The sequence below is a fragment of the Sulfurimonas sp. HSL3-2 genome (assembly GCF_039645965.1).
GTDB lineage: Bacteria > Campylobacterota > Campylobacteria > Campylobacterales > Sulfurimonadaceae > Hydrocurvibacter > Hydrocurvibacter mobilis.
In genome coordinates this window covers 1,125,434-1,151,574 of the sequence record NZ_CP147917.1, presented here as the reverse complement: position 1 = coordinate 1,151,574, position 26,141 = coordinate 1,125,434, and the positions used below count along the sequence as shown (strand labels likewise).

20 protein-coding genes and 1 other RNA gene are annotated in these 26,141 nt (G+C 36.5%); 14 read left to right on the top strand and 7 right to left on the bottom strand.

Features of this window, described 5'->3' with window-relative positions:
• Positions 1–26 precede the first annotated feature (26 nt).
• The gene (acnB, locus tag WCX87_RS05795; RefSeq protein ID WP_345978389.1) at positions 27–2,579 is read left to right on the top strand and encodes a bifunctional aconitate hydratase 2/2-methylisocitrate dehydratase; all 2,553 of its coding nucleotides are present in this window, start codon (positions 27–29) and stop codon (positions 2,577–2,579) included.
• A 49-nt stretch (positions 2,580–2,628) separates the two neighbouring features.
• On the opposite strand, the gene lolA is transcribed toward acnB, so the two are convergent.
• Positions 2,629–3,144 carry a LolA-like outer membrane lipoprotein chaperone gene (gene lolA / locus WCX87_RS05790; protein ID WP_345978387.1) on the bottom strand — a complete coding sequence of 172 codons (516 nt, stop codon included), beginning with the start codon at positions 3,142–3,144 and terminating at the stop codon, positions 2,629–2,631.
• Between the two features lie 211 nt (positions 3,145–3,355).
• Here lolA and WCX87_RS05785 point away from each other — a divergent pair, with 211 nt between their 5' ends.
• The 3 genes from WCX87_RS05785 (at position 3,356) to WCX87_RS05775 (ending at position 9,389) form a co-directional block, all read left to right on the top strand.
• Positions 3,356–5,386 carry a hypothetical protein gene (locus tag WCX87_RS05785; RefSeq protein ID WP_345978386.1) on the top strand — a complete coding sequence of 677 codons (2,031 nt, stop codon included), beginning with the start codon at positions 3,356–3,358 and terminating at the stop codon, positions 5,384–5,386.
• Positions 5,387–5,616: 230 nt separating this feature from the next.
• On the top strand, positions 5,617–8,190 hold the full coding sequence (gene secA, locus WCX87_RS05780) for a preprotein translocase subunit SecA (protein ID WP_345978384.1): 2,574 nt from the start codon (positions 5,617–5,619) through the stop codon (positions 8,188–8,190).
• On the top strand, positions 8,187–9,389 hold the full coding sequence (locus tag WCX87_RS05775; RefSeq protein WP_345978383.1) for an ABC transporter permease: 1,203 nt from the start codon (positions 8,187–8,189) through the stop codon (positions 9,387–9,389). The genes secA and WCX87_RS05775 overlap by 4 nt, the downstream gene beginning before the upstream one ends.
• A 2-nt stretch (positions 9,390–9,391) precedes the next feature.
• Here WCX87_RS05775 and WCX87_RS05770 read toward each other — a convergent pair whose 3' ends face one another.
• Positions 9,392–12,427 carry an AsmA-like C-terminal domain-containing protein gene (locus tag WCX87_RS05770; protein ID WP_345978381.1) on the bottom strand — a complete coding sequence of 1,012 codons (3,036 nt, stop codon included), beginning with the start codon at positions 12,425–12,427 and terminating at the stop codon, positions 9,392–9,394.
• Positions 12,428–12,539: 112 nt separating this feature from the next.
• On the opposite strand from WCX87_RS05770, the gene mltG reads away from it, so the two are divergent.
• From mltG to WCX87_RS05725, 9 genes are all read left to right on the top strand, one after another.
• Positions 12,540–13,430, top strand: coding sequence for an endolytic transglycosylase MltG (mltG, locus tag WCX87_RS05765; RefSeq protein WP_345981100.1), 891 nt, complete (start codon positions 12,540–12,542; stop codon positions 13,428–13,430).
• Positions 13,431–13,607: 177 nt separating this feature from the next.
• The gene (gene mdh / locus WCX87_RS05760; RefSeq protein ID WP_345978380.1) at positions 13,608–14,564 is read left to right on the top strand and encodes a malate dehydrogenase; all 957 of its coding nucleotides are present in this window, start codon (positions 13,608–13,610) and stop codon (positions 14,562–14,564) included.
• Positions 14,565–14,568: 4 nt separating this feature from the next.
• Complete coding sequence (gene fumC / locus WCX87_RS05755; protein ID WP_345978378.1) at positions 14,569–15,960, top strand: class II fumarate hydratase; 1,392 nt, start codon at positions 14,569–14,571, stop codon at positions 15,958–15,960.
• A 23-nt stretch (positions 15,961–15,983) separates the two neighbouring features.
• Positions 15,984–17,156, top strand: a complete 1,173-nt coding sequence (gene sucC / locus WCX87_RS05750) for an ADP-forming succinate--CoA ligase subunit beta (RefSeq protein WP_345978377.1) — start codon at positions 15,984–15,986, stop codon at positions 17,154–17,156.
• 5 nt (positions 17,157–17,161) lie between these two features.
• The gene (gene sucD / locus WCX87_RS05745; RefSeq protein WP_345978375.1) at positions 17,162–18,037 is read left to right on the top strand and encodes a succinate--CoA ligase subunit alpha; all 876 of its coding nucleotides are present in this window, start codon (positions 17,162–17,164) and stop codon (positions 18,035–18,037) included.
• A gap of 269 nt (positions 18,038–18,306) precedes the next feature.
• Entirely contained in the window at positions 18,307–18,642 is a 336-nt protein-coding gene (locus tag WCX87_RS05740) for a 4Fe-4S dicluster domain-containing protein (RefSeq protein WP_345978374.1), read from the top strand.
• Positions 18,642–19,793 (top strand): 2-oxoglutarate synthase subunit alpha, encoded by a 1,152-nt coding sequence (locus WCX87_RS05735; RefSeq protein ID WP_345978372.1) that lies wholly within the window; start codon positions 18,642–18,644, stop codon positions 19,791–19,793. The genes WCX87_RS05740 and WCX87_RS05735 overlap by 1 nt, the downstream gene beginning before the upstream one ends.
• 1 nt (position 19,794) lies before the next feature.
• Entirely contained in the window at positions 19,795–20,652 is an 858-nt protein-coding gene (locus WCX87_RS05730; protein WP_345978370.1) for a 2-oxoglutarate ferredoxin oxidoreductase subunit beta, read from the top strand.
• A 9-nt stretch (positions 20,653–20,661) separates the two neighbouring features.
• Positions 20,662–21,219, top strand: coding sequence for a 2-oxoacid:acceptor oxidoreductase family protein (locus tag WCX87_RS05725; protein WP_345978368.1), 558 nt, complete (start codon positions 20,662–20,664; stop codon positions 21,217–21,219).
• An 80-nt stretch (positions 21,220–21,299) separates the two neighbouring features.
• Here the strand turns inward: WCX87_RS05725 and WCX87_RS05720 are convergent, their stop codons facing one another.
• Positions 21,300–21,923, bottom strand: coding sequence for a TetR/AcrR family transcriptional regulator (locus WCX87_RS05720; RefSeq protein WP_345978366.1), 624 nt, complete (start codon positions 21,921–21,923; stop codon positions 21,300–21,302).
• Positions 21,924–22,107: 184 nt separating this feature from the next.
• Here WCX87_RS05720 and rnpB point away from each other — a divergent pair.
• An RNA gene (gene rnpB, locus WCX87_RS05715) (RNase P RNA component class A) lies at positions 22,108–22,437 on the top strand.
• 116 nt (positions 22,438–22,553) lie between these two features.
• On the opposite strand, the gene WCX87_RS05710 is transcribed toward rnpB, so the two are convergent.
• From WCX87_RS05710 to queC, 4 genes are all read right to left on the bottom strand, one after another.
• Positions 22,554–23,834 carry a sensor domain-containing diguanylate cyclase gene (locus WCX87_RS05710; protein WP_345978365.1) on the bottom strand — a complete coding sequence of 427 codons (1,281 nt, stop codon included), beginning with the start codon at positions 23,832–23,834 and terminating at the stop codon, positions 22,554–22,556.
• A 143-nt stretch (positions 23,835–23,977) separates the two neighbouring features.
• Complete coding sequence (locus tag WCX87_RS05705) at positions 23,978–24,778, bottom strand: RMD1 family protein (RefSeq protein WP_345978363.1); 801 nt, start codon at positions 24,776–24,778, stop codon at positions 23,978–23,980.
• 27 nt (positions 24,779–24,805) lie between these two features.
• The gene (locus WCX87_RS05700; RefSeq protein ID WP_345978362.1) at positions 24,806–25,465 is read right to left on the bottom strand and encodes a M48 family metallopeptidase; all 660 of its coding nucleotides are present in this window, start codon (positions 25,463–25,465) and stop codon (positions 24,806–24,808) included.
• Positions 25,458–26,135, bottom strand: coding sequence for a 7-cyano-7-deazaguanine synthase QueC (gene queC, locus WCX87_RS05695; protein WP_345978361.1), 678 nt, complete (start codon positions 26,133–26,135; stop codon positions 25,458–25,460). The genes WCX87_RS05700 and queC overlap by 8 nt, the downstream gene beginning before the upstream one ends.
• Positions 26,136–26,141 lie beyond the last annotated feature (6 nt).

Sequence of the window (26,141 nt, the reverse complement as noted above, 5' to 3'; positions counted from 1 at the left end):
CATAAAAATTAAATGCAGGAGTCATGATGGCTTTTATCGAAGATTACAAAGCTCACGTTGCTGAGCGTGCAGAGTTGGGTGTTCCTCCACTTCCACTTTCAGCTGAACAAACAGCACAATTAATAGAGATGATCAAAAAAGGTGAGGGTGATACAAGTTTTAATGTTGACCTACTTACAAATCGTGTCTCCCCGGGTGTTGATGATGCAGCTTACGTAAAAGCGGCATTTTTAAATGATGTAGCACAAGAGAGTGTTAAAGTTGCTGCGATCGCACCAGAACAAGCTATTGAAATACTTGGTATGATGCTTGGCGGATACAATGTTAAGCCTCTTGTTGATGCATTGACATCAAAAAACAGCGCAGTTGTTAAAGCAGCTACAGAAGCATTAAAACACACTTTACTTGTATATGATGCGTTCAATGATGTAGAAGAGTTACATAAAGCTGGAAATGCAGCTGCTACTGAAGTTATGACTTCATGGGCAAATGCTGAGTGGTTTACTTCAAAACCAGCTCTAGCAGAAGAGATCACAGTTACTGTTTATAAAGTTCCTGGTGAGACAAATACGGATGATCTTTCTCCGGCTTCTGAAGCGTTTACACGTTCAGACATCCCTCTTCATGCAAACTCTATGCTTACTGCTAAGATGGAAAACCCGATAGAGACTATCGCTAAACTAAAAGAAGCAGGACATCCTGTTGCTTATGTTGGTGATGTTGTCGGTACTGGTTCAAGCCGTAAATCTGGTGTAAACTCTGTTCAATGGCATATGGGTGAAGATATCCCTGGTGTTCCTAACAAGCGTACTGGCGGTGTTGTTCTTGGTAGCATTATCGCTCCGATCTTCTTCGCTACTTGTGAAGATTCTGGTGCATTACCGTTAGAGTTAGATGTTACAAATATGGAAACTGGTGACGTTGTTACTATCTACCCATATAAAGGCGAAGCACACAAAAACGGTGCATGTATCGCTACATTTAAACTAAACCCGAACACTATCACTGATGAAGTACGTGCAGGTGGGCGTATTCCACTTATCATCGGTCGTGGTCTTACTACAAAAGCTCGTACTGCTCTTGGAATGGGTACGGATGATATCTTCCTACGTCCTGAGCAACCAGCTGACAACGGTAAAGGGTATACATTAGCTCAAAAAATGGTTGGTAAAGCTTGTGGTATGGAAGGTGTTAAACCTGGTATGTACTGTGAGCCTGTGACTTCTACTGTTGGTAGTCAAGATACAACTGGTCCAATGACTCGTGATGAGATCAAAGAGCTTGCATCACTTGGTTTCTCTGCTGACCTTGTAATGCAGTCTTTCTGTCACACTGCGGCATATCCAAAACCGTCAGATGTTACAATGCATCACACTTTACCTGACTTTATCTCAAACCGTGGCGGTATCGCTTTACGTCCGGGTGACGGAGTTATCCACTCTTGGTTAAACAGAATGGTTCTTCCGGATACTGTAGGTACCGGTGCTGACAGTCATACACGTTTTCCTATAGGGATCTCTTTCCCTGGTGGTTCTGGTATCGTTGCATTCGCTGGTGTTACTGGAAGTATGCCTTTAACTATGCCTGAGTCTGTACTTGTTCGTTTCAGCGGAGAGCTACAACCTGGTATCACTTTACGTGACTTAGTTAATGCTATTCCTCACCAAGCGATCAAAGAGGGCTTACTTACTGTTGAGAAAAAAGGTAAGAAAAATATCTTCGCTGGCCGTATCTTAGAGATCGAGGGTCTTCCTACTCTAAAATGTGAGCAGGCATTTGAGCTTTCTGATGCTTCTGCTGAACGTTCAGCTGCAGCTTGTACTGTTAAACTGGACAAAGAGCCTGTAATCGAGTACATCAAATCTAACATCGTTCTTTTAGAGCAGATGATAGAAGCTGGTTATGAAGATAAACGTACTATCGCTAGAAGAATCGAGAAGATGAAAGAGTGGTTAGCAAATCCGGTACTAATGGAAGCTGATAAAGATGCAGAATATGCTGCAGTTATCGATATCGATCTTAACCAGATCACTGAGCCGATCCTTGCTTGTCCAAACGATCCGGATGATGTTGCTACGTTAACTGAGATCTTAGCTGATCCTAAACGTCCACATATCATCAACGAAGTATTCGTAGGTTCATGTATGACAAACATCGGTCACTACCGTGCACTTGGTGAAGTCTTAAGAGGTGAGGGTGCAGTTCCTACACGTCTATGGGTATGTCCTCCGACTAGAATGGATGAAAAACAACTTACTGAAGAGGGTTACTACTCTGTTTACGGTGCTGCAGGTGCTAGAACTGAGATCCCTGGATGTTCATTATGTATGGGTAACCAAGCGCGTGTTGCTGAGGGTGCTACAGTATTCTCTACTTCTACTCGTAACTTCGATAACCGTCTTGGAAAAGATGCGAAAGTTTACCTTGGTTCTGCTGAGCTTGCAGCTGTTTGTGCAATGCTTGGATACCTACCGACTAAAGAGGAGTACTTAAACATAGTACCTCAAAAAATCGGCGGTAAAGAGGAAGATATCTATAAATATCTGAACTTCAACCTTATCCAAGATTACAAACTGTAATCTTGGCTCTTACATGTAAGCTTTTTAAGGCTTACATGTAAACTCTTCTTTATTGATATATCAGATCAAAGTTTAACGGTATATCCGCTTTAAAAGCACTATCGTCTATCTCTTTATTTTCTACTTGATTACTAAAAATTATCGTGACTCTGTTTTCTAATTCATCAAGGTATGTAATCGAGATGATCTTATCGCCTTTTACATTGATATGCAGGTTCATCTTCTCATATTTTGCTACATAGTGTTCGTTGTCTATTTTTTTAGCGTTTTTCAGCATCTCGAAAAAGGCGATGGTACTTCCCACTTTTTTAAGTATTACCTGCTCGATCTCAGGCTCTATTATCACAAGGTCTTCATTATTGATATATATCTCTTTCTTTATCGGTTTTACGTAGTTCCACATAGCCATATTCGGTCTTTTTGCCTTTATGTCTCCGCTGTATTCGATGGTCGTGTTCTTATCATCTACGACTGTCTGTACAAAGTGCGCCGAAAAAGTGTTTAAGTTGTCGGCAAAACCAAAAAGATTTGCACATAAAAGTGATAAAGCGATCGTCTTTTTCATATTTCTCCAATTATTTTTTTATTATTATATCCAATGGCGTGTTTAACAAGATAATGTTACAAAATGTAGTCGAAAGAGCACTCCAAAGACTATAGTATTTATCATGTATCATATAATGAGTTTTTTTGTTATATTTGCTATCATCTTACAGAAATAGTAATAAAAGGTCTAGATTAATTCATCGGAGAGTAATTTAAGTGAATGATAAACTATGAATAATACTGAACATTTTAAACGTCTTGTAGATAATGTGTTAGTGAGTGAAAATAATTACTTTAATGAGTTGGAAAATGCAAAGAAAACAAAAGGCTATTCATACATACAAAAAAAAGTTTTAGATGACTATAATATATCTTATTGTGCTAATGCAAATAATGATAATCAAAAACTGTTTTCTGAATATATAAAACAGTTTATACTATCATATAAAGATAACTTTACAATAAAGACCAGTGTACTTAGTGATATAGCACAACAAATTCATATAGACTTTTTATTAGGAGAAAATAAACTAAAACGTTTAGATATATATTTTTCATTAGCTCAAACTTTAAATCATTACGGTATATATCAAGATGATAAAATTGAAGCATTAACAAATAAATCATTTTGGTTAAAACTTATAAAAAAACTTTATTTATTAAATCTTATTAGTCCACATGGATTTTATGTGAATTTGGATGAAAGTTATACCAGTAATGTACCAGATTTTGTTAATGCAATTAAATTTTTTAAACATCAAGTTAATATTAACTTAGATTGCATTGATAGTAAAATAATCCTTCATAAAACACAAAATGATAAAATTATTTCAAGAATAGAAAAAAAATTACAACAAGTTAATATATTTAGATTTATTAATTTTATATTATTACAAGATCGTGCTAATAAAACGATACCCTTTAATTACATAATTAATATATCATTAAAAAATATTTACTATTCTAATTTTAAAAAAAGCGATGAAAAAACCTTTATAGCGCTTCTTGACTATTTTAGACATTTTATTAATTTATATAAACTTCAGTCATATAATCAGTGGGAGTATATCTTAATAGATGAAAAGAATCTAGAAAAAACATTAAAAAAACAAATATTATATTCAAGCTTATATACATTAAATTATCCATTAAAAACTACAACAGTTATAAAGTATATAAATAACTTGATTGATAATTCAATCTTAAATAAATCATTTGAAGATAAATTTAATTTTACAAGAAAGGAATTATATTCTTTTTTGATTCAAACAGAAAAATATGAAAATCAAAAACAAATTATGGAAATTGATTTAAAACTATCCAAACATCTGGAACAAATATTAAATTTTTTCTCTATTGATAGTAAAAATATAAATCTAAAATATTCAAAACCTCTAAATATTATAGAAAGTAAAAATCTTTTTGTTCATAATCCAATAATTAAATATAAAGGCAAGTATTATATTATTGGTTTTAAGTATTTTAAAATGTATTTTTATAATGCATTAGTTGAGAAAATAAGATTGCAAATAGATAAAGATATAAATACTAAAATAGGTAATAACATAGATAATTATGTAGAATCTATATTTAAAAAAAATAATTTTGATATATATACAGGAGAATACAAATTATCAAAAAAAGAGAAGTATGAATGTGATTTGGTTGTAAAAATTAAAGATAAAATAGTGTTTATTGAAAATAAAAATAAAGCATTAACAAAAAACTCATTTGCTGGCTCATCTATACATATTTTACAAGATTTTATAAGGGCATTCGCAACATCTCAATTTCAACTTTTTAGACATGAAAAAAATCTCTTGGAAAAACAGAAGTTGATTTTTACAAATGGAAAAACATTGTATTACAATAATGAAACAATCATTAAGATTTCATTGTCTCCTAATAATTGGTACAGTATTATGAATAATGTTCCTAAAAATATGTTACTTGCTTTAATGCATATTAGATTTACATTTAACTTAAATGCAGCAGATAAAGATATTAAAGAGTTTGAAAAAACAAATAAAGATTTAGAAAAACTTACAGAGATTATAATGACATTTAATAAAAGAGATAACTTGGATAGTATATTACATAATTCTTTATTTATACCGTTGGAATTAATAAGCGAAAATGATGCAGATGAAAATTTTATTTATAATATTTTAGGCTTATTATTTATGAAATATAACACGCAAAATATTTATGATTCATATAATCAATATAAAAAAGTTAAAAATCTGCAAAAAAATAGTTAAATTAGGACTTGAACTTATTGACGATAAGATACTTCAATGGATGAAAGTACATCCTTGTAAATGGATCTCTACTTTTCTTTTCTTCTTGAGGCTTTGAGTATTTGTTTTTTTATATTACTATGTCACGATATATTTTCAAAATTGATATATTTAGAGACGCCTTTTAGGCTATTTAGCGAAAATATATCTTTAGTGTGATAAAATAAAAAAATTTCAAAACAAGGTTTCAAATGCTACAAGCATTCATGGGTAAGATACTTGGTACTAAAAATGACAGAGAGCTTAAAAAATATAAAAAGCGTGTCAATAATATAAACAGTTTAGAACAAAATTACAAAAATATGAGTGATGATGAGCTAAAAAGCTCTTTTGCCGAATTGAAAAGATCTGTTTTAGAGAATGAAAAAAGTTTAGATGATGTTTTAGAACACTCTTTTGCTATTACCAGAGAAGCTGCTGTTAGAGCTTTAAACATGAGACACTACGATGTTCAGTTAGTCGGTGGAATGGTCCTGCATGAAGGTAGAATTGCAGAGATGAAGACAGGTGAGGGTAAGACACTTGTCGCTACTCTTCCGATCATCTTAAATGCAATGACGGGTAAAGGTGTCCATCTGGTAACCGTAAACGATTATCTTGCAAAACGTGATGCTACGGAAATGGCTCCGCTTTACGAATTCTTAGGATACAGTGTAGGCGTAGTGCTTGAAACTATTAATGACCCTGAAGAGAAACGTAAACAGTATCTGGCCGATATCACATACGGAACAAATAACGAATTTGGATTTGATTATCTTCGTGACAATATGAGCTATACAAAAGAGCATATGGTTCAGCGTGGACATCACTTCGTTATCGTGGATGAAGTCGACTCTATTCTTATCGATGAAGCAAGAACTCCTCTTATCATATCAGGTCCGGTAAACAGAACTCTAGATGCGTATAAGCAGGCAAACAGTGTAGCGCTTAAGATGACGAAAGAGGACCATTTTACGGTAGATGAGAAAGACAGAGTCATTCTTATCACGGAAGATGGAATCACAAAAGCTGAAGAACTTTTCGGTGTTGAGAACCTTTACGGTGTAGAGAATTCTACACTTTCACATCACCTTGACCAAGCTTTAAAAGCAAACTACCTTTTTGAAGTCGATGTCGACTACGTCGTAAATGACGGCGAGATAGTTATCGTTGATGAGTTTACGGGACGTTTAAGTGAAGGACGTAGATTCTCTGAAGGTCTGCACCAAGCACTAGAGGCAAAAGAGGGTGTAGAGATCAAAGAAGAGACTCAGACGCTTGCAGACATCACATTCCAAAACTACTTTAGAATGTATGATAAGCTTTCAGGTATGACAGGTACGGCTCAAACTGAGGCTACAGAGTTTGCTCAGATATATAACCTTGATGTCGTTTCGATCCCTACAAACATCCCTGTTGCCCGTCAAGACTTGAATGACTTGATCTATAAGACGGAGATAGAAAAGTTCAGTGCGGTAATCGAGAAGGTAAAAGAGCTTTCAAAGAACGGTCAGCCTGTTCTTATCGGTACGGCTTCGATAGAAAAATCTGAAAAACTTCATGAACTGCTTAAAAAAGAGAAGATAGCGCATACTGTATTAAATGCAAAAAATCACGCTCAAGAGGGTGAGATCATTAAGTTTGCCGGAGCAAAAGGTGCTATTACCATTGCTACAAACATGGCTGGACGTGGTGTCGACATTAAAGTAAACGACGAGGTCAAAGATCTTGGCGGACTTTATATCATCGGTACTGAAAGACATGAGAACCGTCGTATAGATAACCAGCTTCGCGGACGTTCAGGTCGTCAGGGTGATCCGGGAACGACACAGTTCTATCTTTCACTGGAAGACAACCTTCTTAGAATCTTCGGCTCTGACAAGATCAAATCTATCATGGAAAGACTCGGTGTCGAAGACGGTGAGTACATAGAATCGAAGATGGTCACGCGTGCAGTTGAAAAAGCACAGAAAAAAGTCGAGAACCTTCACTATGAAGGGCGTAAGCAGATCGTTGAGTATGATGATGTCGCAAATGAGCAAAGAAAGATCATTTACAGATTTAGAAATGAGCTTTTAAATCCTGAGTATGAAATATCTAAAAAAGTCGATTCGGTTAGAGAAGAGTACTTGGCAAGTGTACTCATAGAATGTGGTATCTTTAACGGTTCTTCTTCTGAAGATTTCAATCTTGAAAAACTTTCTCTTGTTTTAAAAGAGGAGATCAACTTTGACTTGGATATTGAGAGTCTAAAAGCATTGGATTACGATGAACTATATAGTAAATTATATAGCGATATCAAGAAATCATATGATGAGAAGATGAGCGTACTTGATGAAGAACTTCGCGGTGAAGTTGAAAGAGAGTTCTATTTAAAAACACTCGATACTGCTTGGAGAGAGCACCTATATACGATGGATAATATGAAAACAGGTATCCGTCTGCGTGCATATAACCAAAAAGATCCGTTAGTTGAGTATAAAAAAGAGAGTTTCAATCTCTTTAGCGAGCTGGTTGAAAACATTAAATATAACACGATAAAGACACTTCATATTATTCAATTTCAATTGAAATCAGCTGAGGATGAAGCAGCGGAATTTGCTCGTCGTCAAGAGATCGAAAGAAGACAGGAAGAGGCTCAGATGACTCTTAACCTACATGACGATGATGATCTTAACGGAGAAAGAAAAGTGGCAAGAAACGACCCTTGTCCTTGTGGAAGCGGTAAAAAATATAAGCAATGCTGCGGCAAAAGCGGTCCAAAAAAAGGTGTATTTGCTTCTTGAATAAAAATATAGTTCCCTATCTTGTCAAACGCTTTTTGCGTTTCGACAAAGAGCAGCCATTTATCTTCCTATCGGCTCTTCTTGCATTTTTAGGCATAACCCTCGGTGTTATGGTCTTAATAGTCGCTATGGCTCTTATGAACGGTTTTGACAAAGAGTTTAAAAACAAGCTTACTGTTATGAACTATCCTCTTACTATACTTCCAAAATTTTACGGTTCTACGAATGAACAGCTTTTGACTACGCTTGTAAACGATTTTCCAAAACTAAATTTCAGCCCTTATGTTATGTCTTCGGTCATCACAAGAAACGGATCAAAACTTGAAGGCGGCTATATATTCGGTGTAGACTTTGAAGCTGAAGCAAAAGTAAACAGCATACTCAATAAAGCGATGAAGGGTTACAACTATCCGAAGTTCAGCGTTATCACCGGAAAATCGCTAAAAGAGGAGTTTCAGATCCAAAAGGGCGATAAACTGATGTATATCTTTACTCAGGTCGAACCGGGCGGACTCTCTATCACTCCTAAAATAAAAAGATTTACGGTTGAAGGTTTTTTTGATTCGGGTCTTATAGCGTATGATAAAGCATACAGTTATACCGATATGAGGTCTTTGCAAAAGATCTTAGGTATGGCATCAAATCAATATGACGGAATACACGTATATTCAGACAATCCGCATGAAGATATCATAAAGATTAAAAAGACTCTTCCAAATACGGTCGTTATAAAAGGATGGTGGCAGGATAATGTCAATTTCTTTGCAGCTTTGGAGATGGAGAAAAAATCACTTTTTATCGTATTGATGCTTCTTATCCTTATCGCGTCTATAAACATTATCTCTTCACTTCTTATGACCGTGATGAATAGACGTGCAGAGATTGCACTTTTACTTTCGCTCGGTGCATCGAAGATACAGATTAAAAAGGTATTTTTATATCTTGGTATCGTAATCGGAATAGGGGGCATATTAGCCGGTATCATTCTTGGTCTAAGTGGTATATGGATATTAAGTAATTTTGATATCGTACAACTTCCAAAAGATGTCTATCCGACGACAACTCTTCCTCTTGATCTGAGCCTGATCGATTTCTCTCTTATTGTCTTTGGAGCATTTTTTATCGTTATCCTGTCATCTTACTACCCTGCTAAAAAAGCAAGTGAAGTAGATATACTGACAGTTTTAAGAAACGAATAGCTTTATTCGCCCTGCGGAGATATCAACTCCACAGGCAGCAGTAACGTTCTTTTGATAATATTTAACGGAGCGACTACGATATCTTTTGCTAGAGTCGTGCTTACTTTTGGATCATACATATTCCCCGTAACTTTTAAAGAGGTAGATATACTATTTTTATCAAAGAGTATATACCCTACGACAGGGATCTTAGAAGCTTTTGACCCTAGGTCTGTTTTGAGGTTTAGATCCATGTTTAAATCTTCAGATTTTAGATCAAGTGTACCTTTTCCATAGATCTTGATCTCTTTTGAGTTAAGTGAGATATCGCTTATATCAAAAAAGCCGTTTTTAGATGTAAAACCTGCATACATATTGTCCACATTCAAGCCATCTTTTGAATAATCAGGCAGGCTGAATGTTATTAAAGAGGGGACGGTGTTTATAAAAGCAAAGACGTTATTTAAGACCTTGTAGTCTTTTAAAACCGTATCTTTGATCTCGATGATCCCTGCAAAGTTGTCAAATGCCCCGTTAAGAGTAAAAGAGAGATCTCCACTGCTGAATCTTGATGTTGTAAAGAGCTGGTCCATGAACTCATCGTTAAAGTTTGAACCGTAAAGATAAAATATCCCGTATTTATTGAGATTAAATCCTGCATGGCCTTTTTTGTATTTTAACTGTGCTGTCACTTCCGAGTTTAAATACTGCAGGTCAAAATGATCTGCCAGCATCCTTCTGTTTGTTTGAAAATAAAGATAACTGTTGTCTGCTTCAAGTGTAACGAGCATCGCTTCCGGATTATTCGTTTTCACATTATGTTCATTATTGAATTTTATGATTTCTGGTACATTGAATCCTACTGTATCTGATTTGATCTTAATATCTTTTTTGATCTTGAGATTAAGAGTATTGTTGATATTCATCTCTATGTCATCGGATGAATTGTATTTACCGTTAAAGTAGTAGTCTTCGACAGGTATATTGTCCTTTACAAGCAGTTTGTACGGATATTTTATTTTACCGTTGAATATAAAACCGTTATCTGCACCGTCTGAAAATATATTTATATTTCCGTCAGTTATGTTATAGTCCGAAAAGTAGGGGACATCTTTGTAGACTTTACTGATATCATTACATTTTAAAGCCCATCCCTCGTCAGCGTTTAAGTCAAACTCCATGCCGTATTTGTCTAAAAACACCTTGGTGTCTTTAAAGTTCTTATCGATTCTTAGATGATATTCGTCATCTTCATTGAAAAATCTTTTTAAATACTCGTTTTTGACATCGACTTTATTAAGCGACAGGTAGCCTATATTTTTATTTATATCGTAAGCCATATAGAAGTTTGAGCTAAACGTATCGTCTACTTTTATAGAGCTGTTTATCAGTTTAAAATAATCTCTGTTTAGCGTAAACTTTGCCGACTCCAAAGTCACTTTATCATCGTTTAACTGCCAAACACTTTTAGTAGCGATATCAGCTTGAAGTTCTTTGTCATATTTTATAGATATCGGTAGTATTGCCTGATTCAGCTGTAAGTTTTTATATTTTAGTTTGACGATATCAAGTTTTAGATCGGCCAATATATTTTTAAGATCTACATCTCCGGATAGATATGCATACATCTTACTATCAACAGAAAGTTCTATAGCAGAGAGTTTTGCATATAAAGTACTAAAATCAAATTTTAAATCGAAACGGTCTACTTTTATACTGTTTTGGCCATAATGCCATACAGAAGGAGTGACATCTATAGAGTCTCCTTTTGAAGACGCTTTATACACCAGTTTTAATTTACTGGCATTGCTGTCTAAAGAAAGTTTGTTTGAATAAAACTTTGCACTGTTTACATCTATGTTGATGTTTCCTTGGTGTTTTACAGGATTTAAGTATCCGACAACATTTGACTCCAATTTATCTTTATATGAAAGTTTTAGTTTTTTAATATCTACCTGTGCACCGTTAAGTGTTAAATACCCATCATTTACATGCAGGTCTAGACCGTTATATAAGAAGTCTGCGTTGTCTACTTTAAATGTGCCGTTGACATCGACACCGAAATCTGCAAGTTTTACGGCAATATCTAGCTTTGTATCGGTTTTTGAACTTGTCTGGACAAACGGGAGAATTACATTATATGTCTTTAAAAGATAGAGCATGTCGTCATCAAGGGCAAGGAGATCATCAAGATAAACTGTCAGTATGTTCTTTCCTGGATTTAGATCTATGTCGAGATAACTCTTTTTTAGTTGTTGATTATGAAATGTCCCGTTTTTCGGATAGATATTGAGTATCCCGTTTTTAAAGACAATATTTGTACTTGTAGTGACTATCGGTGCGAGTCTTTTATCAAATGTATAGTTTACATCATATAACTCTGCATCTGCATATATGTTTTTAAGACTGTTTCTTAGGTTGGAAAACTCTACGTATCCATATACCTTATTGATATCTGTCTTACTCATCTGCAGAGCATCATAGATCCAAGGATCGACATATTCCGGAATAGGAAATAGTTTAAGTATCTTCTGAATATTTTGAATTTTTTTGTCTGAATCAAGTCTATAGAAGATACCGATTTTATTTGAATAAACATAAAGAGCAAGTTTCGCATCATTATAAATATCTAGATTGAGCTTACTTGATAAAGTCTCGTGGACGTTGTCTATGAGGATCGTTCCGTTTAAAGTAATGGATTTTGAACTGTTCTCAAACTGTTCGATAGATATCAGAGAACGTTTATCATCTGCATCGATTTTACAGTCAAGGTTTACTTTTTCTGATCGTATGGTCAAAAACCCTTTTTCGCCTTTTTTATATTTAAATGCTGCTTCTACATCATTTACAGATATCTTTTTTATATCTATTCTCTGGATCAGATCAGAAAGCTCATTGGAGTTCTTTAAAATGTAGATCACGCTTTTGAGACGTTTTTTATAATCAAGACTTGATCCCTGACCGGCATTTGTTTTAACTTCGATATTATCCGCTGTTATGACAAGCTTTTCATCCCATTTTATGTATAATTTCTTTATATTAAGATTTGAAAAGCTCAACGTATCGATTTCAATTCCATTATAAATAGATATTGCAGTTACAAAAAGAGAAGAAAAAATGAAGACAAAAACACTAACTATAATGAAATGGAGTTTTGAAATTGCGCTGCTTATGCTTATTTCGTTCATTTACTACCTAAATATGATTGTTGTTACCCCTAAGGTAGTTTATATACCAAGCGGCTCTATTAGCAAAATTATAACACAGCTATCGCTACAAAACTATAACGTGACCAAGTTGGACGCAATAATATTAAGATTTTTAGGCTCTCCTCAAAAAGGATGGATATATATAGGTTCAAATAAAGTAACACGTGCAGACTTTTTATATAGACTTACAACCGCAAAAGCTGCCATGGAAGATGTTACTCTGATACCGGGTGAGACTACTTATATATTTTTAGATCAACTCTCTGAAAGCCTGGGACTGGACAGAAACCTGTTGCAAGAGTACTATGATAAATACAGCAGATACAAAGAGGGGGAATTTGTACCAAATACATATAAACTTCCTATCGGAATGAGTGAAGAAAACCTGATAAGAACTCTTTTGATCGAATCTGATAAACAGATGAAAGAACTTTCCGTAAAGATCTTCGGAAAGTACGATAGAGATAAATGGTTTCGATATGTAACAGTTGCTTCCGTAATACAAAAAGAAGCGGCTTCTATAGAAGAGATGCCGTTGGTCAGCTCTGTTATATATAACCGTATAAAAAAAGGGATGAGACTTCAGATGGACGGTACTTTAAACTATGGAAAGTACTCTCATACGAAAATCACTCATGAACGCATAAAGACAGATAAAAGCTCATACAATACATATATATACAGCGGTATACCAAATACTCCTGTCTGTAATGTCAGTTTTGATGCAATAAAAGCTGCGATTTTTCCTGCAAAAACATCTTACCTCTATTTTGTAAAAGGCAAAAATGGTAAGCATATCTTCAGTTGTAACTATTCTACACACATAAAAAACATCAATAATGCTACAAAATGAAACATAAAAAAAAGTTTGATTAATCTTTTGTTCTCCTTATAGTAGACTTATTGTTGTTAGTGATATTATAAGACTTGTGAAATATATGACCTTTTTATACTTAAATGGTTTGTGCTCGCACAAGTTGCTTAAGTATATTGTCTAAAGGTCATAATAGAAATATTCTAGGAGTCCAAAATGAATCAAGGAAAAAGAGTCGGTATTGTAGGTGCTGGAAATGTTGGTGCTACAGTAGCTTATTCGCTTGCAATGCTAGGAACTTGTCACGAGATTATTTTAAGAGATAATAAAATTGATGTTGCTAAAGGGAAAGCTCTTGATATGAGTCAAGCTGCTTCTGCTGTCAGAAGCCACACGGTAGTTAAAGTTGCGGACGATATGTCTGACTTAACAGATTGTGATGTTGTAGTAGTAACTGCAGGAAGTCCTCGTCTTCCAGGTATGAGTCGTGATGACCTTTTAATGATAAATGCAAACATAACAAGAGAGGTTATCAAAGGGATAGCTCAATACTCTCCAAATGCGATCATCATCATGGTTTCTAATCCTCTTGATGCTATGACGTATGTAGCTTTAAAAGAGAGCGGTTTTGACAGAAGCAGAGTTATCGGTATGGCAGGAATTCTTGATAGTTCAAGAATGGCTTCGTTCATCCAAGAAAAACTGGGTTACGGCGGCGGTCAGATTCGTGCTTCGGTAATGGGTGGTCACGGAGACGATATGGTTCCACTTCCTCGTTACTCTACAGTAGCAGGTGTTCCTTTAACTGACGTTCTTACAGATGCTGAGATCGATGAGATCGTTCAACGTACTCGTCACGGTGGCGCTGAGATAGTAGGGTACTTAAAAACAGGTTCTGCATACTATGCTCCTGCAAAATCAACTGCTATCATGGTTGAAGCGATATTAAAAGATACAAAACAGATCCACCCTTGTGCAGTGTGTTTAGACGGTGAATACGGGTACAGTGATGTTGTTTCCGGTGTTCCTGTAATGCTTGGTGCTAACGGTGCTGAAAAGATCATCGAAGTGACTTTAAATGAGAAAGAGCAAGAGATGTTTGCAAGATCTTGTGCATCTGTTCAAACATTGATCGACACGTTAAACGAAAATAAATTTTTTAAAGGAGAGTAATTTTATGGCAACACGTATTGAAAAAGATACAATGGGAGAGATAAACGTTCCCGTAGATGCTTACTGGGGCGCTCAAACTCAGCGTTCTGTAGAAAATTTTAAGATAGGCGAGGAAAAGATGCCTTATGAGATCACTCGTGCATTCTCATATCTTAAAAAAGCCGTAGCTCTTGTAAATAAAGATTTAGGCAAACTAGACGCTAAAAAAGCTGATGCGATCGCTGCTGCTGCTGATGATATGCTTGCAGGTAAACTTGATGGAAACTATCCACTTGTAGTATGGCAGACAGGTTCAGGTACACAGTCAAACATGAACAACAATGAGGTTCTTGCTAACCGTGCTACTGAGATACTTGGCGGAGACTTCAGAAAAGAGAAGTTGGTTCATCCAAATGATGACGTAAATAAATCTCAAAGTTCAAACGATACATACCCTACAGCTTTACATGTAGCGTCTGTTATCTCTGTTGAAGAGCTTTTACTTCCTGCTGTAGCAAAACTAAAAGCGACGCTACAAGCAAAAAGTGAAGCTTTCAGCGGTGTTGTAAAGATCGGTCGTACTCACCTTCAAGATGCGACTCCTTTAACGCTTGGTCAAGAGATCAGCGGTTGGGTCGAGATGCTGAACAAATGTGAGAAGATGATCAAAGACTCTTTAGAAGCGGTTCGTGAGCTTGCTCTTGGCGGTACAGCTGTCGGAACAGGTCTTAACGCTCACCCTGAACTTGGAGAGCGTGTTGCTAAAAAGCTAAGTGAACTTACAGGACATGATTTCATCACTGCACCGAACAAGTTTCATGCACTTACATCTCACGATGCACTTGTATTTGCTCACGGTGCACTTAAAGCACTTGCAGCAGATATGATGAAGATCGCTAATGATGTCAGATGGTTAGCATCTGGTCCTCGTTGTGGTCTTGGTGAGATATCTATTCCTGAGAACGAACCGGGTTCATCGATCATGCCTGGTAAAGTAAATCCTACTCAAAGTGAAGCTGTAACTATGGTTGCATGTCAAGTCATGGGTAACGATGCGACTATCGGTTTTGCGGCTAGCCAAGGAAACTTTGAGCTAAACGTATTTAAACCGGTTATCGCATATAACTTTTTACAATCATCAAGACTGCTTGCTGATTCAATAGTTTCATTTAACGACAATGCAGCTATCGGAATAGAAGCAAATATTTCTAAAATAGATCATTATCTACATGATTCATTGATGCTGGTAACTGCACTTAATCCTTATATAGGTTACGAAAACGCAGCGAAAATAGCGAAGACTGCTCATAAAAACGGTACTACTCTAAAAGAGGAAGCTATCAATCTTGGATTACTTACATCTGAAGAGTTCGATAAATATGTCGTACCGGAAGATATGATAAGTCCAAAAGCATAATTAAATCTAAAAAGGAGAACTAAATGAATATACATGAATATCAAGCAAAACAGATTTTTGCTAAATATGGTGTGCCAACACCAAGAGGTATTGTAGCAAACACGCCTGATCAGGCTGCTATCAATGCATCTGAACTTGGTGGAAATATCTGGGTAGTTAAAGCTCAGATTCACGCAGGTGGACGTGGATTAGGCGGCGGTGTAAAACTTGCTCGTTCGATCGAAGAAGTTAGAACACTTGCCGGTGAGATCCTTGGCATGACACTTGTGACACACCAAACAGGTCCGGAAGGTAAACTTGTTCAAAAAGTTTACATAGAAGAGGGCGCTGATATTAAAGATGAGTTATATTTAGGTGTAGTTCTTGACCGTGCGAAAGAGATGCCTGTTATCATGGCTTCAACAGAGGGTGGTATGGAGATCGAGAAAGTTGCTGAAGAGCATCCTGAAAAGATTATCAAAGTAGCAGTTGATCCTGCTATCGGTTTTCAAGGTTTCCACGGACGCGAATTAGTATTCGGTCTTGGTATCACTGATCCTGCAGAACAAAAGAAACTTATCAGCTTTGCTTCTAAACTATATAAAGTATATATGGATAACGATGCTGAGATGATCGAGATCAATCCACTTATCAAAACTGGAAGCGGCGACTTCTTGGCACTTGACGGTAAAATGGGATTTGATGATTCAGCTCTTGGACGTCATCCTGATATTGAAGATATGCGTGATATTTCTGAAGAAGATGCTGATGAGAGAGAAGCTAGTCGTTACGGCCTTTCATACATAAGTCTTGACGGTGAGATCGGTTGTATGGTAAACGGTGCAGGTCTTGCAATGGGAACTATGGATACGATCAACTATATGGGTGGAACACCTGCAAACTTCCTTGACGTTGGCGGTAAAGCAAATGCTGAGACAGTTGCAAAAGGTTTTGAGATCATCCTTAAAAACCCGAAAGTAAAAGCTATTTTCGTTAACATCTTCGGTGGTATCGTTAGATGTGACCGTATTGCAAACGGAATCTTAGAGGCAACTAAAATGGTAGACGTACATGTACCTGTAATCGTTCGTCTTGACGGTACAAATGCACCTGAAGCAGCAGAGATTCTAAGAAATGCAAATATATCAAACGTTATTGCAGCAACAGATCTAGCAGACGGCGCGGCAAAAGCAGTAGCTGCAGCGAAAGGAGAATAATTTAGATGAGTATTTTAGTTAATAAAGATACAAAAGTTATCGTTCAAGGTTTCACTGGTAAAGAGGGATCTTTCCATGCTGAGCAATGTTTAGCATACGGTACAAAAATCGTTGGCGGTGTTACACCGAACAAAGGTGGTCAAGAGCATCTTGGTAAACCTGTATTCAACACTGTAAAAGAAGCAGTAGAGACTACTGGCGCGACTGTAAGTATGATCTTCGTTCCACCAGCTTTTGTTGCTGACGCTGTTATGGAAGCTGCTGATGCAGGTATCGAGCTTGCTGTAGTTATCACAGAGGGCGCTCCTGTTCGTGATATGCAAGCTGCAAAAGCTTATGCTACTAAGCACAATATGAAGACTATAGGGCCAAACTGTCCTGGTATCATCACTGCTGAAGAGTGTAAGATAGGTATTATGCCTGGTATGATATTTAAAAAAGGAAATGTAGGTCTTATCTCTAAGTCTGGTACTTTGACATACGAAGGTGCAAACCAAGTATGTAAAGAGGGCTTTGGTATAACTACAGCTGTCGGTATTGGTGGAGACCCGATCATCGGTCTATCGTACAAACAACTTTTACCGATGTTTGAAGCAGATCCGGAAACTGAAGCGATCGTAATGATCGGTGAGATCGGTGGAGACTTGGAGATCCAGGCTGCTAAATTCATTAAAGAAAACATCACTAAGCCTGTTGTTGCATTTATCGCTGGTCAAACAGCGCCTAAAGGTAAACGTATGGGTCACGCCGGTGCTATCGTAAGCGGTGGCGCAGGTACGGCAAAAGAGAAGATGGAAGCACTAGAAGCAGCCGGCGTTAAAGTTGTTGTTTCTCCTGCAGATATCGGTAAAGCTGTAGCGGAAGTTCTAGGAAAAAAATAAACAATGCTTAAAACTTTTTAGGTCACTGATCTTTGATCTGAAGTGACCTATAGTGCGAGCTTCTCAAGGTAACAATAGATATTATTGATGAGGCGTCTGTAGCACATTTTAAGCAATGTTAAGAAAATTAGGCTATTCTCTTTATTAATGAAGAGGTTAGTTGCATAGATTCGATCACCTTCAAGGCAAAGAGCATAGTCTCTTCTGCTATTGAAAAATTTTCGGATAATAAAAAGAAAAATTAATTTCACTTGTAAAAAGGAGAATATATGGCATCTGCTATGATTGAATACCCAGGTAATGTACCTGTATGGGTTAATAAAGATAATTGTAAGGCATGCGATATTTGTGTATCTGTTTGTCCATCTGGTGTACTTGGTATGCGTTATGACCACACATCTACTTTAGGTGCAATGATTTCAGTAGATCATCCCGAAGCTTGTATTGGATGTAACGAGTGTGAACTTTCATGCCCGGATTTTGCTATTTATGTAGCTGATAAAAAAGATTATAAGTTTGCAAAACTTACTGATGAATCAAAAGAGCGTCAAGCAAAAGTTGTTGCAAACAACTATATGTCACTTGATCTACAAGGAGTTAAATAATGGCAACAAGAGAAGTAATTTCAACTGGTAATGAATTATCAGCATTAGCTGCAAAAGATGCAGGATGTAGATTTTTTGGTGGTTACCCGATTACACCGTCAAGTGAAGTAATGCACGAGATGTCTGACTTAATGCCAGAAGTCGGTGGTGTATGTATTCAAATGGAAGATGAGATCGCAGGTGTTGCAGCTGCTATCGGTGCCGGTATGGCAGGTGTTAGAACAATGACTGCTACTTCAGGCCCTGGTATTTCACTAAAAGCTGAAAACTTAGGTCTTGCACAAATGGCTGAAGTACCATTGGTCGTTGTAAACGTTATGCGTGGTGGTCCATCAACTGGTCTTCCGACTCGTGTATCTCAAGGTGACGTAAGACAAGCAAAAAATCCTTCACACGGTGACTATCGTTCTATCACTTTATGTGCTGGTTCTTTAGCAGAGTGTTATACAGAAACTGTAAGAGCATTCAACTTAGCTGACAGATTTATGCAGCCTGTATTCGTTCTACTTGACGAAACAATCGGTCACATGCATGGAAAAGCTATGCTACCAACTGAAGAAGAAGTAGCAGCAGGTATCGTTCCTCGTAAAACTTTTGACGGAGCACCTGAAGAGTATCTTCCATATGAGTGTGAAGCAGATCAACCGGCGGTACTAAACCCAATGTTTAAAGGTTACAGATACCACTTTACTGGTCTTCACCATGATGCTAAAGGTTTCCCGACTGAAGAGATCGAAACATGTCGTAAACTGATTCAACGTCTTGAAGATAAAGTTATGATGCATACAGATGAGATCGAACTTAATGAAGAGTTTATGCTTGATGATATGACTGGTGCTGAGGGCGAAGTTCTTATTATCGCTTATGGTTCAGTTTCTCTTGCAGCAAAAGAAGCGATTCGTCACTTAAGAGCTGAAGGTATTAAAGCTGGTTTATTCAGACCGATCACTTTATGGCCAAGTCCAGCTGAATCTATCAAAAAATATACTGATATGATCAAAAATGTACTTTGTGTTGAGTTGAATATTAGACAATACACTGAAGAGGTAGAACGTGTTTCTGGAAGATTAGACCTACAAGGCTTATATAAAGTTAACGGTCGTCCAATCTCTCCATATGAAATAGTAAATAAAGTTAAAGAGGTATTCTAAGATGGCATTTAATTACGATAAATATTTAAGACTTGAAAAGATGCCAACACTATGGTGTTGGGGATGTGGTGACGGTGTTATCCTAAAAGCTTTTGTTAGAGCGATTGATAAACTTAACATCAGCCCTGATGACGTATGTGTTGTCTCTGGTATTGGTTGTTCTGGAAGATTCTCTTCTTATGTAGATTTCAATACAGTTCATACTACACATGGTAGAACAGTTGCATTCGCTACGGGTATTAAACTTATGAACCCGGACAAATATGTAATCTGTGTTGCCGGAGATGGTGACGGACTAGCGATTGGTGGTAACCATACAATTCACGGTTGTAGAAGAAATATCGATATAACTATGATACTTATCAACAACTTTATTTATGGTCTTACGAACTCTCAGACTTCACCGACAACTCCACAAGGTATGTGGACTGTTTCTCAAAAGTCTGGAAATATAGATCCGACTTTTAATGCAACTGATTTAGCAATTGCTGCCGGAGCTTCATTTGTAGCACGTGAGACAATGCTTGATCCTAAAAAACTTGAAAAAGTTTTTGTTAAAGCGTTAGAGCATAGAGGATTTGCATTCTTGGATATTATGTCAAACTGTCATATTAACCTTGGACGTAAAAACAAAATGGCAAACGCTATGGAAAACCTTTCTTGGATCGATAGCATCACTACGCCACTTAAAAAATGGGAAGCACTTCCTGAAGAAGAGAAACTTAACGTTTTCCCTACAGGTATCTTAAAAGAAGACAAAACAGTACGTGAATATTGTGATATGTACCAAGATGTTATCGCTGTTCATCAAGGTAAACGTAAAACGATTACTCAAGACGATTTTGCTAAAAAGATATAAGGAGACACAATGGCTAGAAACTTAATGAGATTTACAGGTGTTGGTGGACAAGGTGTTCTTCTTGCAGGAGAGATTTTTGCAGCTGCAAAAATTAAAACTGGCGGAGAAGGGTTGAAGACTGCTACATATACATCACAAGTACGTGGTGGACCGACAGTCGTTGACATCACACTTGATGATGAAGAGATTTTTTACCCTTATGCAAATGACGGTGAAATCGATTTTATGCTTTCTGTTGCACAGGTTAGTTATAACTCATTTAAAAATGGGGTTACACCAGGTGGAACGATCGTTGTTGATCCAAATCTTGTTCATCCATCTGACGAAGATAGAAAAACATGGAAGATCTATGAGATTCCAATTATTACAATAGCAAAAGAAGAGGTTGGTAATGTTATTACTCAATCTGTTGTTGCTCTTGCAATTGCAAACACTATGCAAAATGCTATTGACAGACAAGTACTTATAGATACAATGCTTTCAAAAGTACCTGCAAAAGTTCATGCTGCGAATTTAAAAGCATATGAGCTTGGTGAAAAATACGCTTTAGAAGCTATGGGTAAATAACTATATAGTTATTTATATAGCTGCAGCTCCTTATCGGGGCTGCTTTTTTTTGATCCAAATATTAATATTAAATAGTATGATTATACTTTTACGCTTTCCCAGAAAAAGTCAACATGTTTTTCAAACTGAGTAGAGAGGTTTGTCGTAGATTCGTTATCGATACGAAGCAGGGTTACATGTAAGCGTAAGTAGAATAGGGGCCCTAAAAACTCATTTGCCATCAGTAACGGATCAGATGACCTTACTAAGCCCTCCTGCATCATCGTAAAGAATACAGCTGATAATGCCTTAATATTTTTATTGTGGAACTCGTTTATAAATCCCTCTCTTAACTGTTTGTTTTGGAACAGTTCTATCATCAGTATTCTAAACAGACTCTCTTTTGTCTTATCAAACGTTATGAGTTTGAACTCCATTGCAAACTTGTGCAGGTATGACTTTGGATTACTTAACTGTGCCGGTGTCAAAGCAGGGCTGTCCTCTTTGTTAAACGGTGTAGAAAATATATCAGAGGCTACAGAGAGAAATATGTCCTCTTTGTTCTTAAAATGATTGTATAAAGCACTCTCACGTATTCCTACTTCTGCTGCTATCTTTCTGACTGAAGCATTCTTATATCCAAGCTCCGAAAAAAGCTTCATAGAAGCAACCAATATCTTTTTCTTTGTAGATACAGTATTGTCAATTTCCCTACTTTGCGGCATTTAACGACCTTTTTTAGATGATTTAATGAACAGTTGTTCTTATTTAGAATCTATATAATGAACAATTGTTAATATGAATACAATTATATATGAACAACTGTTAATCTAATCTTAGTTTCATATGAACAGTCGTTCATTTTTACTTAAAATATTAAACTTATATCTATATTTAGTTATCATTACGCAGGTACAACAAGTTGATGCTTGAAAGCGATTTCAAGAGGAAAGTCTGGGCTACCGTAAGACAGGGTTCCATTTAACTAATGGCCATAGTAATATGAGGGAAAGTGCAACAGAAAATAGACCGCCGCTTGCAAAAGCGGTGAGGGTGAAACGGCGGTGTAAGAGACCACCAGTACCTATAGCAATATAGGTAGCTTGTAAACCCAACCCGGTAGCAAGAAACAGATGGTTAGCGTCTTACAAAGCTACTGTTTCGCTAGAGTTGATCTGTAAAGATCAAAGTAGATTAATATCACTATAACAAAACCCAGCTTACCGTTGTGCCTAACTACAATCTAGCCTTTTTACAGGGCTAAATTACCGCTTCTTATATCAATTAATATTAAATACTTTCAACTTCTTTTTTTAATTTCTGACTCGGGATTTGTATAAATAACATAGGTGAACCTATTCCACTCGATTTCTTCCTCTCTCTTTTGCAAGGTAAAGTTTTTCATCAGCTTGAGCTACATAAGTATCGATGGTCTCTTGAGAGATAGGTGTTTTATTGTCAACTATGATAGCTATAGTTCCTATACTTACCGTATATTTGATCTTTACACCTTCAACTATGACTTCTGATGCAGCTGTGACATCACACACTTTTTGTGCAAGCATAAGCGCTTCCTCTTTATCCGTCATAGAGAGCAGGACTATAAACTCTTCTCCGCCGAAACGGAAAAGATAGTCTGACTTACGTAGATTATGTTCTAATATATTTGCAAAATGCTGCAGTACGATATCTCCGACATTATGTCCATAATTATCATTTATATATTTGAAGTGATCCAGATCACACATGATCATAGCAAACTCTCTACCGGTAGCTTTTGCAATATCGAGTTTATTTATCATGATCTTGTTGAACAATCTTCTTGTAAGCAGATGGGTGAGGGGGTCTTTTGCACTTTCCTCGATCTCATTTAAAAAGGCGATCTCATTTCCTATCTCAAGTGAATAGTAGTCGATTCTCTGCATTAGATGGATGAGAGTAGATGGACGGATATTTTTGCTTTTACAATGACTTACGACGTTTGCAGCAAGATCATGCAGATTTATATGCAGTTTTTCTATGATCTTAAAATGAGTGGTCGAGATAAGGTAGGATGTTGTTGCACCATGCATCCATTTTCCAAAATCACAAAGATTATGATCAAGCTGAGGATAATCATCACCGAACTTATTGTTTTCTATATAGAAAATAAGATCTATGATCCATTTGAGATGATTTTCGTAATGGATCATAAACTTTTTATCCGGCATGATCGCTATATGCGAGAGACGGAGCTCATTTTTGAGTTTAAGCTGTTTTAAGAACCTTTGCAGATATAAAACAGTAATGCGTTGTTCATGTGCATAAAAGAAATCATTGATCTCGTTTATATGTTCAAGATCATGTTTTATTAGTAGATTACCGAGAAAGTTACGTACAACGGTTATAAGTTCACTGTATAAGAACAGATAGGAGATATCGTTTTCAATCGTAAAAAAGACTAGGGCTTTTGTGTTTTCATTGGTCTCATCCTCATTATTGGACAAAAGAAGTTTTAAAAACAGTTTTTTATATTCTCTTATCGCATGAGTATAAAGAAGTTCATCAGAGTTGCTGGTTTGTAAGTTGTCTAAAGTGATGTTATAGTCATCAACACATTTTTCAATATCATGAAAATACTTTTTTATGATCTCCATACGTAACTCCAGTTTATAGTTTTATACTGTAAATCGTGTAATAGGTTATTATAGCCACAAATATTGCATTAAAAGATAAAGAACTATTTTTCAAGAGAATTTACATTATGTTAACCAAAATATATATTGTAAGCCGAAATCCTTTACAATAACGGCTTTATCATATATTCATAGACGGAAAATACGATCTCTACTGCGATCAGCCAGATAATGATCCACTCCAGGAACTCGCTTGATTTCTGGTTTATCATATCCGTTGCGAACTCAACAGATTCTTTGAGATACGATATCTTGTACTCTATGACGTCAAAACGTGATTTGAGTTCCAGCTGCAGTGAGAGCTGGTTATAAAGTGATTCCAGTTCCGGATCATCCCACAGGATGTCGGGTTTGTCTAGAAGATAAAGCTGGTTAAGTATATGAAACCTCTCTTTAGCTATGGAGCTTGCAAACTTCATCAACCTCGCCCTATCCTTCACTTTGAGTTTCTCTATCTTCTCATATAGTGTTTTACTTTCTTCCATCTTCTTCTCTAGAGACTGCTCTTTTATCTCAAGGCCTACACTTTGAGAAAGAGCTAAAGAGATGATCGAACCTATAGACTTGTTGAATCTGTCATATTTGATCGTATTTTCATCGATCTGCGGTTTTGTATACTCTTCATTGACTATCATCATATAGTCTTGGTTTATGAGAGCTGTTTTATAGTGGTCGGCTTCTTTTACACCTAATCTTGAAAGAAACGAAATGATCTCTTCAAATGAAAAGTTACAAAAAGTGATGACACCGAAAGAGGATACAAATATCAGCTTGTCATTTGTGATCTCTCCTACAAGAGAGTTCTCGATCTTGCTTAAGACCATTCCCGGAAATTCGCTTTCAAGCTCTTTTTTCGAGACGATATTAGGTATCTCTACACATACAAATAAAATCTTTTTATTCATTATAAACTCCGTAATACAGGTATTGTATCACAATCTATAAAATTCTTCTCTTATCTTTTTTTCAAGTTCTTTTGCATCTGGAAGATAGAGTTTGACAAGATCATGAAAACGTTTTGAATGATTCATATGTTTTATATGCGCGAGTTCATGGACTATGACATAATCAATAAGCTCACGGGAAAGTTTTAAAAGGTTTGTGTTAAAAGTAAGCTCTTTTTTGCTGTCACAACTGCCCCATCTTCTTTTCATTTTTCTAAACTTGATGTTTGTAGGATATAAGCCCATTAAACAGCTATAGTGCTCCACCCTGCCCGGTATATGACTTTGTGACATCTCTTTATAGTACCTATCATAGTTGTTGAGTATATTTTCTTGCGTGGGTGCTCTTAGTTTTTGCAGTTTATCTCTCAAACTGGTCGCTATTTCGTGGTCTATGCTGTACACCTCGCCGAATATCAGGACTTCATCCTCTATATTGACGTCTCTTTTCTTATGTTTTTTTATATGATCGATCTTTTTAATGATCCACTCATATTTCCCCTCTATAAGGTCATAGATATATTTTTCTGATTTTATAGGGGTCTTTACGACCACCTGGGTCGAAGGAAGGATGTTGATATAACTGTTTTTTAGTCTTGGATTGTATTTATAATTTACATCCAGACCAAAAATATTGAGACTATTCATAGATGATAGGATCTTTTATGCCTGCTTCTTTAAAGCCGTTCAAGCGCAGTCTGCAGCTATCGCAAACACCGCAGGCTTTCTCTTCGTTCTTGTAACAGCTCCATGTAAGTTCAAGCGGAACGTTTAGTTTTAACGCCTCTTTCACGATCTCTGATTTTTTCAGGTGAACCAGAGGCATATGAATCGTTATGTTCGTTTCATCTTTTGTACCGAGATTTATGCTTTGCTGCATACTTTTTATGTACTCTTCTCTGCAGTCAGGATATCCGCTGCTGTCTTCTTCGACGACGCCTATGCTTATCGCCTCAGCGCCCTCTTTCTCTGCGATCGCCGCAGCCATACTTAAAAAGATGCCGTTTCTAAAAGGGACATATGTCACAGGTATGCCTGCTTCTACACCGCTTGTCGGTACTTCTATATTTTTATCGGTAAGTGCGGATGCGCCGAGCTCTTTGAAAAAACCTATGTCCAAGTTGTACTTCTCGCTTACATGTAAAGCTTCACAGATGTTGTTAAAACATTCAAGCTCTTTTGCCTGCGTTCTTTGATCATAGTTAAAGTGCACGGCTACGATATCAAACCCCTGCTCTTTCATCATATATGCACTAAGTGTCGAGTCCATACCGCCGCTCATAATACAGACGGCTTTTTTATTTTTAATCTTATTCATAGTTGA

Excerpts from the sequence above, each read along its gene's own strand:
- acnB (WP_345978389.1), top strand. The coding sequence starts at position 27 with ATGGCTTTTATCGAAGATTACAAAGCTCACGTTGCTGAGCGTGCAGAG.
- lolA (WP_345978387.1), bottom strand. The coding sequence starts at position 3,144 with ATGAAAAAGACGATCGCTTTATCACTTTTATGTGCAAATCTTTTTGGT.
- WCX87_RS05785 (WP_345978386.1), top strand. The coding sequence starts at position 3,356 with ATGAATAATACTGAACATTTTAAACGTCTTGTAGATAATGTGTTAGTG.
- secA (WP_345978384.1), top strand. The coding sequence starts at position 5,617 with ATGCTACAAGCATTCATGGGTAAGATACTTGGTACTAAAAATGACAGA.
- mltG (WP_345981100.1), top strand. The coding sequence starts at position 12,540 with ATGCTTATTTCGTTCATTTACTACCTAAATATGATTGTTGTTACCCCT.
- mdh (WP_345978380.1), top strand. The coding sequence starts at position 13,608 with ATGAATCAAGGAAAAAGAGTCGGTATTGTAGGTGCTGGAAATGTTGGT.
- fumC (WP_345978378.1), top strand. The coding sequence starts at position 14,569 with ATGGCAACACGTATTGAAAAAGATACAATGGGAGAGATAAACGTTCCC.
- sucC (WP_345978377.1), top strand. The coding sequence starts at position 15,984 with ATGAATATACATGAATATCAAGCAAAACAGATTTTTGCTAAATATGGT.
- sucD (WP_345978375.1), top strand. The coding sequence starts at position 17,162 with ATGAGTATTTTAGTTAATAAAGATACAAAAGTTATCGTTCAAGGTTTC.
- WCX87_RS05740 (WP_345978374.1), top strand. The coding sequence starts at position 18,307 with ATGGCATCTGCTATGATTGAATACCCAGGTAATGTACCTGTATGGGTT.
- WCX87_RS05735 (WP_345978372.1), top strand. The coding sequence starts at position 18,642 with ATGGCAACAAGAGAAGTAATTTCAACTGGTAATGAATTATCAGCATTA.
- WCX87_RS05730 (WP_345978370.1), top strand. The coding sequence starts at position 19,795 with ATGGCATTTAATTACGATAAATATTTAAGACTTGAAAAGATGCCAACA.
- WCX87_RS05725 (WP_345978368.1), top strand. The coding sequence starts at position 20,662 with ATGGCTAGAAACTTAATGAGATTTACAGGTGTTGGTGGACAAGGTGTT.
- WCX87_RS05720 (WP_345978366.1), bottom strand. The coding sequence starts at position 21,923 with ATGCCGCAAAGTAGGGAAATTGACAATACTGTATCTACAAAGAAAAAG.
- WCX87_RS05710 (WP_345978365.1), bottom strand. The coding sequence starts at position 23,834 with ATGGAGATCATAAAAAAGTATTTTCATGATATTGAAAAATGTGTTGAT.
- WCX87_RS05705 (WP_345978363.1), bottom strand. The coding sequence starts at position 24,778 with ATGAATAAAAAGATTTTATTTGTATGTGTAGAGATACCTAATATCGTC.
- WCX87_RS05700 (WP_345978362.1), bottom strand. The coding sequence starts at position 25,465 with ATGAATAGTCTCAATATTTTTGGTCTGGATGTAAATTATAAATACAAT.
- queC (WP_345978361.1), bottom strand. The coding sequence starts at position 26,135 with ATGAATAAGATTAAAAATAAAAAAGCCGTCTGTATTATGAGCGGCGGT.